The organism is Micromonospora sp. LH3U1 (assembly GCF_028475105.1).
GTDB lineage: Bacteria > Actinomycetota > Actinomycetes > Mycobacteriales > Micromonosporaceae > Micromonospora.
In genome coordinates, this window is record NZ_CP116936.1 from 1,723,175 (window position 1) to 1,735,835 (window position 12,661).

Below are 12,661 nucleotides of genomic sequence, written 5' to 3' on the forward strand. Positions count from 1 at the left end.
GGCGCGTCGCTTGTGCCGGGCCGGTGCGCCAACGGTCGGTTTGCCGGACATCAACCCGTCGGCGAGCCGTACGCGGTGACGGAAGGGCGATTGTTGTCGATCATCGATCTGGGCGAGGTCCGGGACGAGCCGGCAGTGGTGCCGCCGCGTCGCCGGCCGCGCGCCGCTGGCCGCCCGCTGCGCAGCTCCGCCGTGCTGCTGCTCGCCCTGGTGGTGCTGGCCGCTGCGACACCGCCGCCGCAACGGACGGTGAGCGTGGTGCCGGCAGCGCGGGGTGCCACGGCGTACCTCGCCGCGGACGGCGTCTTCGTGGTCGACCCGCCGACACCCAACGAGGACCGCTTCCTGACCGCGTACGCCCAGCCGTCGCCGGGCGCCGGCGCGGATCTGCGGCGGCGGTGGCAGGTTTCGCTGGTCCGCTACGGGGACTACCTCGACGTCCAGGTCGAGCGGGGGCTGGTGCTGGCGATGGGGGTCAGCGCCGCGAACGGCGTGTTCCAGACCACCGCCTACGACGCCGAGACGGGCCAGCAACGTTGGCGGCAACCGGGTGCTCCCCAACCGATTGCCGACGGCGGCCTGCTGCTGGCGGATCTCCCGGGAGACGGGGCGGGCGCGATGAGCCGGGTCGAGCCCGACAACGGCCGGGTGCTCTGGTCGGTGCCCGTTCCGCCACCCGGGTACCCGGGTTATCACGTGGCCGGCGGCCAGGTCGACCGGTTCGTGCTCGTGCAGCCGACCGGCGAAGTGCAGGTGCACGACGCCGGGACCGGCCGCCTGTTGCGCAGCGTCGACACGCTGTCCGGCGACCGGTCGGCGTTCCAGCGGGTGCACGTCGTCGACGATCTGCTGCTGCTCGTCCCGCCCGGCAGTACCCGGTTGGTGAGCTACGGGCTGGCCGGGCTGGAGCCTCGGTGGACGGCCGAGGTGCCGTTGGTGTCCTTTGTGGTTGGTTGCGGCGACCTGATCTGCGTGCTGCAGCAGACCGGCGGCCTCCAGGTCCTCGATCCGGCCACCGGAGTGGTGCGCTGGTCGGACCCGGGCGAGGAACTGCTGGCCGACGTCCGGCACGACCGGCTGCTCATGGCCGGGGCCGGCCAGCGGTACGCGGTGCGGGACGCGGCGACCGGGCGGTCTCGGGCCGAGTTGGGTGAGTGGGACCTGGTGCCGGTGCTCGGGCGCGACGATCCGGTGATCGGGGTGCGGTCGGGGGACGACGGCCGACTGGTCGTCGGCGAACTGGACCTGGTGGCCGGCCGATCGCGCATCATCGACGTGCTGCCGGACGTCGCCGGCAGTTGCCAGGCGTCCCTCCCGATCCTGCTCTGCCGACGCCTCGACGGCTCGACCGCGCTGTGGCGGTTGCCGCGGTGACCGGCCCGGTGATCGACCTCGGTGAGCTGCGGCACGGGCAGGACCCGGACCCGCTGCCCCGCCCACCCCGGGCCAATGGCCGGCAGCTGCGCTGCGCGCTGGCGCTGCTGCTCGTACTGCTCACTCTCGCCTCCGCCGCCGTGCCGCAGCCCCGACGGGCCGCGGTGACGTTGCCGGGCTCGGCCGGGGCTGACGTCGTGGTCCTCGGCGACCTGCTCGTGGTCATCGATGCGACCAACGCGCAGAAGCCGCAGCGGCTGGCCGCGTTCCGGCTGCCCGGCGGCGACCCGGTCTGGCAGGCGTCGCTGCCAATGGTGGCCCGGTACTGGGGAGTCTCACCACTGGCGGGGATGCTGCTGGCCACCGGGTACGAGATAGGCCCGGAGGGCCAGGGCACGCTCACGGTGGCGTTGGACCTGGCGACCGGCGCGTACCGGTGGCAGCAGCCGGGCAGCGCCAACAGGTTGGCCGACGGCAACATGCTGCTGCAGTCCGGCGACGATGACGAGCCGGTCAGCCTGCGCGCGGTTGATCCCTGCTGTGGCACCGTGCGCTGGCAACTGACCGACGCCGCCGACTACGTCAACGTCCGGGACACCGACGACGGGGTGGACCGGCTGGTGCTCAACCGGGTGGACGGGCCGACCGAGGTACGTGACGCGATCACCGGTGCGGTGCTGGCCCGGGCCGACCTGCGTCCGCCCGGCGGCGGGACGCTCGGGTACGTGCAGGTGGTGAACGAGCTCCTGCTGACCGTCGGTGGGGTACCGGCCACGGTGACCGCGTACGGGTTGGACCGGCTGGACCGACGCTGGAACAGCCCAGCCGGCCAGGTCGATTTCGTGGAGGACTGCGGCCCCGTCCTGTGTCTGCGGACCCGTTCCAACGGGCTGTGGGCGGTCGACCGCGTGACCGGCGAGGCGCGGTGGAGCAGCGACCGCTGGGACTGGGTGTCCCCACACGGCGGACGGCTGGTGGCCAGCACGGTGAACAGCTCGGGCGCCGCCCTGCAGCAGCTCGCCGTGCTCGATCCGATGACCGGTCGAGTGTTGGCCGAGCTGGGTCGTTGGGAGCTGGCCCAGTTCGGCCTCGACGGCCCGCTGATCGGCGTGCGCCGGCGCCCGGACGGCGGGCTGCTCGTCGCGAAGCTGGATGTCCGGGCCGGGGAGGTTCGCATGCTGGACGTGCTGCCGGATGCCACCGGGGAGTGCCAGGCGATCGTCGACCAACTGCAGTGCCGGCACGTGGACGGTTCGTTCAAACTGTGGCAGTTGCCCGACTGATCACCAGTTGGGCTGGGCGGGCGGCGGGGGCAGCGGCACCGACGGGGGTCGCAGCACGTACGTCACACCGCCGCTGCCGCGCTGCCAGACCGCCTCGAACCGCTGCCGGGGCACGGTACGGCGGACCGAGTCGTCGTCCGGGGCGTACGGGTCGTTGAGCACCGGGTCGCCGTCGGCGGTGAAACCGACCAGCACCATGAGGTGTCCACTGGTGTCGTAGGCGAGCCCCGGCACCTCGTCGGCGCGGAACGCGGCGGAGACGATCAGGGGGATACCGGCGGCGATGAATGCCTCCGCCTCGACCAGCGATCGCAGCCGGGTGACGAACGCGTCCACCCCGTGCAGGCCGGCGTACGCGGTGTTGAACGGCCAGTTGCCGGCCCCGGCGTACGCGTGGTCGTAGCAGTGCCGGGCGGCGTGCACCACCACCGGACGCGGGCCGGACGGGTCCACCCAGGCGTAGTGCTCCGGCGCCGGCTCGGCACCCCAGTACGCGAGCACCATGGAGGTACAGGTGGGGCTGCACCAGGAGTCGCCGCCGCCACCCCACTGCGGGTACTGGCCGGCGTGCAGCCGCTGCGAGTAGCGGGGCACGTCCAGCACCCGTCCACGGGCAGCGGCGGAGTCCGCGTCGTACCCCGGCTGCTCGGTCGGGCCGGTCGGGGTGGGGCCGGTGGCGACCGCGCCGACGCTGCGCAGCACTGGACTGGTCGGGCTGCCGGTCGGCCGGCACAAGGTCACCCGCGCCTGCCAACCGCTGACCGTCGCCCCGGTCACGATCAGGGTGTCGGTGTCGACTCGGGCGTCGCCGTCGCGCTGCCCTGGTACCGAGGTGCGTCGCACCGAGTGGTCGTCGGCCGCCCAGCGGGCCAGCCGGTACCAGTCGGTGGCGGGGGCGTCACCGTGCCAGCCGCGCAGTTCGACCTCGATCCAGCAGCCGTCCGGGCTGTCGGCGGTCCAGGACGGCACCACCTCGGCGACCGGAAAACCGACCCGCACCGGCGGTGACGTCCAGGTGCCCCGCTCGCCGGCGCCTTCGAGAACCAGCCCTCGATCGGTGACGAGCAGGCCGTCGCCGCCGCCGGCCGTCGTCTCGGCCGGCAGGTGAAAGCCTCGGTAGGCGATGTCCCGCCGGGTGAGTGGTGCCGCGATGCTCATGTCCGGTCCGTCCGTCGCTCGGTGCCGCCGGACAGCATCGCGTACGCCGCAATGGCCCGCAACGTCGACCGGCGCGGGCGGCGAGGGACGATGGTTGCCGGCCGGCACTAGGTTGGCGGTGGTCAGCAGCGAGGAGGCCGGGGATGCGGGTACTGGTGGTGGAGGACGAGCGCAACCTCGCCGACGCGATCGCACGCGGGTTGCGCAAGCGGGGGATGGCGGTCGACGTGGCGTACGACGGCGACGCCGGCCACGAGGCGGCGTTCGTCACCCGGTACGACGTGGTGGTGCTGGACCGCGACCTGCCGGGCGTGCACGGTGACCAGATCTGCGCCGACCTGGCCGCCTCCGGCGCGCTGACCCGGGTGCTGATGCTCACCGCGAGCGGCACGGTGGCCGACCGGGTGGAGGGGTTGCAACTCGGCGCGGACGACTACCTGCCGAAACCGTTCGCGTTCGACGAGTTGGTCGCCCGGGTGCAGGCGCTGGGCCGGCGGGCCACCCCCGCCGCGCCGCCGGTGCTCGAACTGGCCGACCTGGTGCTCGACCCGGCCCGCCGGGTGGTCACCCGCGCCGGGGTGCCGGTCGACCTCACCAACAAGGAGTTCGGGGTGCTCAGCGAGCTGCTCAAGGCGCGCGGCGCGGTGGTCTCCAGCGAGGAACTGCTGGAACGGGTCTGGGACGCGAACACCGACCCGTTCACCACCATCGTCCGGGTCACCGTGATGACGCTGCGCAAGAAGCTCGGTGACCCGCCGCTCATCGAGACGGTGGTCGGCGCGGGTTACCGCACCGCCGAGGTGGGCGCATGAGCCGCCGGTTGCGACCCACCCTGCGGCTGCGGCTGACCCTGCTCAACGGGGTGCTGCTGATCGGCGCGGGAGCGATCCTCGTGGTGCTGGCCTGGCTGCTGGTCCGCGACGCGCTGCGACCCACCGACGAGTTGCTGCCCGGCACGATCGTGCTGCTCTCCGACGGTCGGCAGATGGACGCCGCCCAGTGGCAGCGGCAACTTGTCGACGCCGCCTCCGGGGAGTTGCTGGCCAAGGGCCTGGTCGCGCTGTTGGCGATCAGTGTGGTCGGGGTGGCCGGCGCGTACGCGGTGGCCGGTCGGGCGTTGCGCCCACTGCACCAGGTCACCGCGACCGCGCAGCGGCTCGGCGAGGCGACCCTGGACCAGCGGATCGGCTACTCGGGCGCCGACGACGAGGTGGCCGAGCTGGCCAAGACGTTCGACGCCATGCTGGACCGGATCGCGTCCGCGTTCGAGGCGCAGAAGCGCTTCGTGGCGAACGCCTCGCACGAGCTGCGTACCCCGCTCGCCGTGATGCGGACCGAGATCGACGTGACGCTCAGCGACGACGACGCGGACGCCGCCGAGTACCGCCGAATGGCGACCGTGGTCCGCGACGCGTCCGAGCGGGCCAACGGCCTGGTGGACGCGCTGCTGGTGTTGGCCCGCAGCGAGGCGCAGGCCGGGCGGCAGCTGGGCCGGCGTACCGAGTGTGACCTCGCGGCGGGCACCGTGAACGCGTTGTCGGCGATGCGCCGCGAGGTGGAGCGGATCGGGCTGCGGGTACAGACGTCGCTGGAGTCCGCGCCGGTCGTCGGTGATCCGGGGTTGCTCGACCGGTTGGCCGGCAACCTCATCGAGAACGCGGTCCGCTACAACCACCTGCACGGCCGGCTCTGGGTGCGTACCGGCACCGACGGCGACCGCTCCTGGCTCGTCGTGGGCAACACCGGTTTCGAGGTGGACCAGGCCGACGTGCCGGGGCTGTTCGAGCCGTTCCGGCGTGGCGGCCGGGAACGCACCGGCGCCCGCGGCTCGGGTCTGGGGCTGTCCATCGTCCGGGCGGTCTGCACGGCTCACGGCGGCACGGTACGGGTGATCGCGCAGCCCGGCGGTGGCCTGGAGGTGACCGTCACCCTGCCGTCGGCGGACGCCCCGGCGCTGAACGGCTCGGTGCCCGCGACCGGCTGAACGGGGTTGCGTCCGGTCCTCAGCCGATGAAAAGATCACTCTGTCAGCTCGAGATCGAAGGGGGGTGCGTCGATGTCCACCATGTCTGGCTCCGCGCCCCGGGTCTTCCTCGGCTGACTCCCGGTGGCGGAGCGTCCCATCCAACACGGAGGGAACACCCGTGTATCCACGGATCCGCAACATCAGTTTCGACTGTCACGACACGTACGCCCTGGCCGGCTTCTGGTCGGCGGTGCTCGGGTACGCCCGGCACTCCGAGGACGCCCCGGGTGATCCGGAGGCGGTCCTGCTGCCGCAGGACGAGACCACGCCGGACCTGTTCTTCCAAGAAGTGCCGGAAGACAAGGTGACCAAGAACCGGCTGCACATCTGCTTGGAACCGGTCGATCGGACCCGGGACGAGGAGGTCGAGCGGGTGCTCGGCCTCGGGGCCACGATGGTCGCCGACCGACGGCACGCCGACGGGACGGGTTGGGCGGTGCTCGCGGACCCGGAGGGGAACGAGTTCTGCGTGGTCCGCAGCGCCGGGGAGCGTGTCCCTACCACCACTGTGGAGGACCAGCTGTGAGTTCGATCATTCATAACATCAGCATCGATTGCCACGACACGTACGCGCTGGCCGGCTTCTGGTCGCAGGTCTTCGACTGCCCACGGCAGCCCGACGACTTCCCCGGTGACCCGGAGGCGATGCTCCTGCCGCCGGGCGGCCCGGAGGTGCTCTTCATCGCCGTGCCCGAGGACAAGGCGGTGAAGAACCGGCTACACCTCGACCTGCAACCGGCCGACCGGACCCGGGCCGAGGAGGTCGAGCGACTACTCGGCATCGGCGCGACGCTCGTCGCCGATCACGTCAGCCCGACGGGCGGGGGTTGGGTGGTGCTCGCCGACCCGGAGGGCAACGAGTTCTGCGTACTCGGCAATGTGGCCGAGCGGGCGGCGGCAGCGGCGGCGCGGGCCGCGGCGGGAGTTGCCGAACCGGCCTGACCGCCGGCGTACGGCACGGGGCCCCGGCCGCCTTCCGGCGGCCGGGGCCTCGTTACCACGCTGCCGGGGCGGGGACATGACCGAGATTCAGGCAGTAGTCGGGCCGCATCGTGGACGTGGTGACTAGACGAAGGCGGTGACGCCCTCGTATTCCGCAACCGGGGCAGCGCCGACATGCTCGTACTCGAGCAGGAGCAGGCCGTTCGCCGTCACTTCGTGGTGAACGGGTCGGAGGCCGACGGGTGCGCTCGGGTGGTCGAGTAGCCGCCGTCCGGAACCGGCCACGGTGGGGGCGACGACGAGTCGGAGTGTGTCGACGAGACCGGCCGACAACAGGGCCTTGCCAAGTCGCGCACTGCCGTGGATCTGGAGTTCCCGTCCTGGCTGCGCCTTGAGCTTCCCGACGGTGTGGATCGGGTCGCCGCGGAGCACCGTCGTCGGGTGCCAGCTACCCTCTGCCAGGGTGTTGGTTACGACGTACTTCGGTAGTGAGTTCATCCGTTCGGTGAACGGATCGTTCGGGTCGGTGATCAGCGGCCAGTCGCGAGCGAACGCCTCGTAGGTTCGCCGCCCGAGCAGCAGACCGTCGGCGAGACCTAGCCAGTCAGAGGTGCGCCGAACGAAGAGTTCGTCCAGGTAGGGCACGAGCCAGCCGCCCCGGGTGAAGTCGTCGCTCGTATCCTCGGTCGGCGAGCCAGGACCCTGGCTGACCCCGTCGAGAGTCACGAACTCGGTAAGGGTGATCTTCATAGCGCACCCTGGCTTTCGGCGAGCCCGGCGAGTTGTCCGGTGACCGAGCCCCAGCCGTCCGCGAAGCCGAGATTCTCGTGACGGACGCGAGCGGCGGGATCACCGTGGCGGACGATGATCCGGTAGTCCGTGCCGTCCGGATGATCTCTCATGGTGATCTCCGCGGTCATGGGGACCGGGGTAGGGTTCGCGGGCCGCCAGGCGCTGTCGATCACGTTCGTGAACACGATCCGCTCGAGATCGTCGACGACGAGGAAGCACGCATCGAGGTGCGGGACGAACTCCACCCCGTCGTCGCTCAGTCGAGTCACGAGCGCGCCACCGGGCCGGACGTCCAAGCGATCGACGCGGCACAGGGCCGGCGCCGGGATCCACCACTTCTCGAAGCGAGACGGGTCGGTCCAGGCGCTCCACACGGCGGCGCGAGGGGCGCGGATGACCCGCGCCAAGGTCAGGTCCAGGTCGGGATTCATTGCTGGTTCTCCTGCTGATCGGTGACGAGGCGTTCGAGGCGATCCGTGCGCTCTTCCCAGATCCGGCGCTGCTCCGCGAGCCAGTCGTCGATGACGGCGAGGCGCTCGCGGTTGAGCACGCAGGTGCGCACCCGGCCGGACTTGGTCGTGCGGATCAGTCCGTTCGACTCGAGCGTCTGCACGTGCTTCATGAACGAGGGAAGGGTCATCGGAAACTCGCGGGCGAGATCGCCAACGCTCGTCGGACCGTGGCCAAGGCGTCGGATGACCCAGCGGCGGGTCGGGTCAGCGAGGGCGACGAACACGCCGTCGAGCTGCGGCGAATACTGTGCCATGCGGCTAAGTGTTGCGTGAGATGACACTTAGCGCAAGGGCAAAGTATTGGCGTCCCCCTGGAGTGCCCTGCCGTGACGGCGGCGGCCGGGGCCTGCCGCCGCCCCGAAAAGCCTGGGTCGGAACCCTGCTTGACCCGGTGTCCGGTCCATGATCGACAGGGGCGGCGGGGCGGGCCGCGGTGGTGTTAGATGAGCGGCCAGGGCAGCGGGTGAAAGGCGTGTGGGCAGATGGGCACGACGGCGACAGAGCCGGTGCAGGCGTATCTCACCGCGACCGGTGAGCGGCTGCGGGCCGACGGCTGCGAGGTGACGATCGAGGACTGGGGCGGCGTGCCGGTGCTGGTCGGCTACCGGGGCGACTTCAAGCTGCGGTGGATGGCGACCAAGCTGCACCTGTTCACGATCGCCGCGCCCGCGGCGCTGGTCACGGCCGCCACCCTGGAGGCGTTCAGCACCTCGGCAATGGACTACGTACTGGCCCGCAAGGGGCAACTGCGCGGCTTCCAGAACGGGGTGGCGGTGATCCCCGCACTGGTCGGCACCCAGATCGAGCCGGCGGCCTCGGCCTGGGCGCAGGAGAAGCAGCGGGTGAAGTTCGCCGCGCTCGCCCGACCGGTGGCAGTGGACGCCGGCACCGGCGTGGCCGCCGCGTACCGCGGCAACCCGGCCCTCGGCATCATCTACGCCGCCCACCTGCGCAGCAAGCTGAACGCGTACTTCCCGGTCGCCTGACGCGAAGCGGTCCCTGACGCACGGCACGGGGCCCGGTCACCAACGGGTCAGGAGCGCTGCTCGACGTGACAAGCGAACGCGGTGGCCGGTCCATCCACGAGGGACGGTCCGACCACCGCGACGGTGGCGCTGCGATCTTCTCAGGCGGGCAGGCTCGCCGCCCCACGCGGCAGGAACCGCTGGCCGGTGACCCGCTCGGAGGTGCCGGTCCGATCCAGGTACGGCGTGACGCCGCCCAGGTGGAACGGCCAACCGGCGCCGAGGATCATGCACAGGTCGATGTCCTGCGCCTCGGCGACCACACCCTCGTCCAGCATCAGCCGGATCTCCTGCGCGAGCGCGTCGAGCGCGTTCTGCCGTACCTGCTCGGCGGTCAGCGGCTCGTCACCGACGACGAGCAGCTTGGCGACCTCGTCGTTGACCTGGTCGTCGACCACGATCGGCTGGCCCGAGTCGGCGATCCGCTTCAGGTTCTCGCTGACGCCGTACCGGTCCGGGTACGCCGCGTGCAGGGTGCCGCCCACGTGGTACGCCACGGCCGGACCGACCAGTTGGAGCAGGGCGAGCGGGCGCATCGGCAGGCCCAGCGGGTCCAGTGCGCTGTTCGCCACGTCCAGCGGGGTGCCCTGGTCGACGGCGGCGAAGACGGTGCCCAGGAAGCGGGTGAGCAGCCGGTTCACCACGAACGCCGGGGCGTCCTTGACCAGCACCGAGGACTTCTTGAGCTGCTTGCCGACCGCGAACGCGGTGGCCAGCGTGGCGTCGTCGGTGCGCTCGCCCCGGACGATCTCCAGCAGCGGCAGCACCGCCACCGGGTTGAAGAAGTGGAAGCCGACCACCCGCTCGGGGTGCTCCAGCTCGGCGGCCATCTCCGTGATCGACAGCGAACTGGTGTTGGTGGCGAGCACCGCCTCCGGGGAGACGATCTTCTCCAGCTCGGCCCAGACCTGCTTCTTGACGCCCAGGTCCTCGAAGACCGCCTCGATGACGAAGTCAGCGTCGGCGAAGGCGCTCTTGTCGACCGTGCCGCTGACCAGGCCGTACAGCTTGGCGGCGGTGCCCTTGTCCATCCGGCCCTTGGTGACGGCCTTCTCGATCTGGGTGTGCACGTAGCCGACACCCTTGTCCACCCGGGACTGGTCCAGGTCGGACATGACGACCGGCACCTGGAGACGCCGGGCGAACAGCAGCGCCAGCTGGCTGGCCATCAGGCCGGCGCCGACGATGCCGACCTTGGTGATCGTGCGGGCCAGACCCTTGTCCGGTGCGCCGGCCGGGCGCTTGGCCCGCCGCTGCACGAGGTCGAAGGCGTACAGGCCGCTGCGCAGCTCCTCGGAGAAGACCAGGTCCGCGAGGGCCTCGTCCTCGGCGGCGGTGCCGGCGGCGAAGTCGCCGTCCTTCGCCGTCTCCAGCAGATCGAGGGCCTTGTACGCGGACGGGACCGCGCCGTGCAGCCGCTGGTCGAGGGTCTGCCGGGCGAAGTAGAGCACGCCCGCCCACATGTCCTTGTCGACCTCGGGCCGGGTCACGGTGACCTGACCCCGGACCACGCCGGCGGCCCACTCCAGGGATCGCTCCAGGAAGTCGGCCGGCTCCAGCAGGACGTCCGCGATGCCCAGCTCGGCAGCCTGCTTCGGCTTGAGCATCTTGTTCTGCATGAGCGGGTTCTGGATGATCACCTGGGTCGCGGCGGGGATGCCGATCAGGTTCGGCAGCAGCTGGGTGCCGCCCCAGCCGGGCACCAGACCGAGGGAGACCTCGGGCAGGGCCAGAGCCGCCGCACCACCGGAGAGCGTCCGGTAGTGGCAGTGCAGCGCCAGCTCCAGGCCGCCGCCCATCGCCGCGCCGTTGACGAACGCGAAGGTGGGGACGGTGCTGTCCTTGAGTCGGGCGAAGACCCGGTGGCCGAGCCGGCCGATCTCCAACGCCTGCGCGCGGTCGGCGAGCTGCGGCAGGCCGACGATGTCCGCGCCCACGCAGAAGATGTACGGCTTGCCGGTGACCGCGATGAACGCCGGGTCGGCGGCGAGCGCGGCGGTGATCGCCTCGTCCAGGCTGGTCAGACCGCCCGGGCCGAAGGTGTTCGGCTTGGTGTGGTCGAAGCCGTTGTCCAGCGTGATCAGGGCGGCGGGTCGGTCCAGCCCTGGCACGCTCACCTGGCGCAGCAGCGCCTTGGTGACGACCTCGTTCGGTGCGGCGAGTGCGCTCACTTAGCTCCCTCCCAGTGGGGGTTCTCCCAGATGACCGTGCCGCCCATGCCGATGCCGATGCACATCGCGGTGACGCCGTAGCGGACCTCGGGGTGCTCGGCGAACTGGCGGGCCAGCTGGGTCATCAGCCGTACGCCGGAGGAGGCCAGCGGGTGACCGATGGCGATCGCCCCGCCCCACGGGTTGACCCGCGCGTCGTCGTCGGCGATGCCGAAGTGGTCGAGGAAGGCGAGCACCTGCACGGCGAACGCCTCGTTCAACTCGAACAGGCCGATATCGTCGATGCTGAGCCCGGCGAGACGCAGTGCCTTCTCCGTCGACGGGATCGGGCCGATGCCCATCACCTCGGGCTCCACGCCCACGAACCCGAACGACACCAGCCGCATCGCCACGGGCAGGCCCAGCTCGCGCGCGGTGGCCTCGTCGGCGAGCAGGCTCGCGGTGGCGCCGTCGTTCAGGCCGGCCGCGTTGCCCGCGGTGACCTTGCCGTGCGGACGGAACGGGGTCTTCAGGGTGCCGAGCTTCTCCAACGACGTGTCCCGCGGAGCCTCGTCCACGGTGGCCAGGCCCCAGGCGCCCTCGGCGTCGCGGATGGACATCGGCACCAGGTCGTCCTGGAGCTTGCCGTTGGCGTACGCCTTGGCGGTCTTCTGCTGCGAGGCGAGCGCGAACGCGTCGGTGCGCGCCTTGGTGATGTGCGGGACCAGGTCGTGCAGGTTCTCCGCGGTGGAGCCCATGACCAGCGCGGACGGGTCGACCAGCTTCTCCGCGACGATGCGCGGGTTGGGGTCGACGCCCTCACCCATCGGGTGGCGGCCCATGTGCTCGACGCCGCCGGCGATGGCGATGTCGTAGGCGCCAATCGCGATGCCGCTGGCCACGGTGGTCACCGCGGTCATCGCGCCGGCGCACATCCGGTCGATGGCGAAGCCGGGCACGGTCTTGGGCAGACCGGCCAGCAGGGCGGCGGTACGGCCGATGGTGAGGCCCTGGTCGCCGATCTGGGTGGTGGCCGCGATGGCGACCTCCTCGACCCGCTCCGGGGGTAGCTGCGGGTTGCGACGCAGCAGCTCACGGATGCAGCGGATCACCAGGTCGTCGGCGCGGGTGTTGGCGTACATGCCACCCGCCTTGCCGAACGGGGTACGGACGCCGTCGACGAAGACGACATCTCGAACTTCACGGGGCACTTGAGCCTCCTATTCGACCGTGATTCGGCCTTCACGCCGGCAGGCGGCACTCGGATCGAATGAGGGTCGCCGACACGGGCACGTTCTCCCGAATGCTACTCGCCAGTAACCAACCCCGTCCGCACCCCCCGTTGTGGCCCACCCCACACCACCCCGCGCCGACCCCACTCCCACTCCACTGCCGCCCC

Annotated in this window: 13 protein-coding genes; 7 read left to right on the forward strand and 6 right to left on the reverse strand. The window is 71.4% G+C overall.

Features of this window, described 5'->3' with window-relative positions:
• The first annotated feature begins 93 nt into the window (after positions 1-93).
• Together PCA76_RS07975 and PCA76_RS07980 are read left to right on the forward strand one after the other, a co-directional pair.
• Entirely contained in the window at positions 94-1,374 is a 1,281-nt protein-coding gene (locus tag PCA76_RS07975) for an outer membrane protein assembly factor BamB family protein (protein ID WP_272616403.1), read from the forward strand.
• Complete coding sequence (locus PCA76_RS07980; protein ID WP_272616405.1) at positions 1,371-2,657, forward strand: outer membrane protein assembly factor BamB family protein; 1,287 nt, start codon at positions 1,371-1,373, stop codon at positions 2,655-2,657. The genes PCA76_RS07975 and PCA76_RS07980 overlap by 4 nt, the downstream gene beginning before the upstream one ends.
• Here the strand turns inward: PCA76_RS07980 and PCA76_RS07985 are convergent, their stop codons facing one another.
• A complete protein-coding gene (locus PCA76_RS07985) occupies positions 2,658-3,815 on the reverse strand; it encodes a peptidase C39 family protein (RefSeq protein WP_272616406.1) in 1,158 nt (385 codons plus the stop codon).
• Positions 3,816-3,958: 143 nt separating this feature from the next.
• Between PCA76_RS07985 and PCA76_RS07990 the strand changes: the two genes are divergently transcribed.
• The 4 genes from PCA76_RS07990 (at position 3,959) to PCA76_RS08005 (ending at position 6,783) form a co-directional block, all read left to right on the forward strand.
• Positions 3,959-4,627: a response regulator transcription factor gene (locus tag PCA76_RS07990; RefSeq protein ID WP_272616408.1), complete on the forward strand. Its 669-nt coding sequence runs from the start codon at positions 3,959-3,961 to the stop codon at positions 4,625-4,627.
• On the forward strand, positions 4,624-5,799 hold the full coding sequence (locus PCA76_RS07995) for a sensor histidine kinase (protein WP_272616409.1): 1,176 nt from the start codon (positions 4,624-4,626) through the stop codon (positions 5,797-5,799). The genes PCA76_RS07990 and PCA76_RS07995 overlap by 4 nt, the downstream gene beginning before the upstream one ends.
• 160 nt (positions 5,800-5,959) lie before the next feature.
• A complete protein-coding gene (locus PCA76_RS08000; RefSeq protein WP_272616410.1) occupies positions 5,960-6,367 on the forward strand; it encodes a VOC family protein in 408 nt (135 codons plus the stop codon).
• Complete coding sequence (locus PCA76_RS08005; protein ID WP_272616411.1) at positions 6,364-6,783, forward strand: VOC family protein; 420 nt, start codon at positions 6,364-6,366, stop codon at positions 6,781-6,783. Before PCA76_RS08000 ends, PCA76_RS08005 begins: the two co-directional genes overlap by 4 nt.
• 123 nt (positions 6,784-6,906) lie before the next feature.
• On the opposite strand, the gene PCA76_RS08010 is transcribed toward PCA76_RS08005, so the two are convergent.
• From PCA76_RS08010 to PCA76_RS08020, 3 genes are read right to left on the reverse strand one after another with little or no spacing between them, the layout of a single operon-like run.
• Positions 6,907-7,533 (reverse strand): dihydrofolate reductase family protein, encoded by a 627-nt coding sequence (locus PCA76_RS08010; RefSeq protein WP_272616412.1) that lies wholly within the window; start codon positions 7,531-7,533, stop codon positions 6,907-6,909.
• Complete coding sequence (locus PCA76_RS08015; RefSeq protein WP_272616414.1) at positions 7,530-8,006, reverse strand: SRPBCC domain-containing protein; 477 nt, start codon at positions 8,004-8,006, stop codon at positions 7,530-7,532. Before PCA76_RS08015 ends, PCA76_RS08010 begins: the two co-directional genes overlap by 4 nt.
• Positions 8,003-8,341, reverse strand: a complete 339-nt coding sequence (locus PCA76_RS08020; protein ID WP_272616415.1) for an ArsR/SmtB family transcription factor — start codon at positions 8,339-8,341, stop codon at positions 8,003-8,005. The genes PCA76_RS08015 and PCA76_RS08020 overlap by 4 nt, the downstream gene beginning before the upstream one ends.
• A 228-nt stretch (positions 8,342-8,569) precedes the next feature.
• Here PCA76_RS08020 and PCA76_RS08025 point away from each other — a divergent pair, with 228 nt between their 5' ends.
• Positions 8,570-9,073, forward strand: coding sequence for a levansucrase (locus PCA76_RS08025; RefSeq protein WP_272616416.1), 504 nt, complete (start codon positions 8,570-8,572; stop codon positions 9,071-9,073).
• A 140-nt stretch (positions 9,074-9,213) separates the two neighbouring features.
• On the opposite strand, the gene PCA76_RS08030 is transcribed toward PCA76_RS08025, so the two are convergent.
• Together PCA76_RS08030 and PCA76_RS08035 are read right to left on the reverse strand one after the other, a co-directional pair.
• Positions 9,214-11,283 (reverse strand): 3-hydroxyacyl-CoA dehydrogenase NAD-binding domain-containing protein, encoded by a 2,070-nt coding sequence (locus tag PCA76_RS08030; protein ID WP_272616417.1) that lies wholly within the window; start codon positions 11,281-11,283, stop codon positions 9,214-9,216.
• The gene (locus PCA76_RS08035; protein ID WP_272616419.1) at positions 11,280-12,473 is read right to left on the reverse strand and encodes a thiolase family protein; all 1,194 of its coding nucleotides are present in this window, start codon (positions 12,471-12,473) and stop codon (positions 11,280-11,282) included. Before PCA76_RS08035 ends, PCA76_RS08030 begins: the two co-directional genes overlap by 4 nt.
• Positions 12,474-12,661 lie beyond the last annotated feature (188 nt).

Bases quoted from the DNA above. Each gene is read 5' to 3' on its own strand.
- PCA76_RS07985 (WP_272616406.1), bottom strand. From the start codon at position 3,815: ATGAGCATCGCGGCACCACTCACCCGGCGGGACATCGCCTACCGAGGC.
- PCA76_RS07990 (WP_272616408.1), top strand. From the start codon at position 3,959: ATGCGGGTACTGGTGGTGGAGGACGAGCGCAACCTCGCCGACGCGATC.
- PCA76_RS08010 (WP_272616412.1), bottom strand. From the start codon at position 7,533: ATGAAGATCACCCTTACCGAGTTCGTGACTCTCGACGGGGTCAGCCAG.
- PCA76_RS08025 (WP_272616416.1), top strand. From the start codon at position 8,570: ATGGGCACGACGGCGACAGAGCCGGTGCAGGCGTATCTCACCGCGACC.
- PCA76_RS07995 (WP_272616409.1), top strand. From the start codon at position 4,624: ATGAGCCGCCGGTTGCGACCCACCCTGCGGCTGCGGCTGACCCTGCTC.
- PCA76_RS08015 (WP_272616414.1), bottom strand. From the start codon at position 8,006: ATGAATCCCGACCTGGACCTGACCTTGGCGCGGGTCATCCGCGCCCCT.
- PCA76_RS08020 (WP_272616415.1), bottom strand. From the start codon at position 8,341: ATGGCACAGTATTCGCCGCAGCTCGACGGCGTGTTCGTCGCCCTCGCT.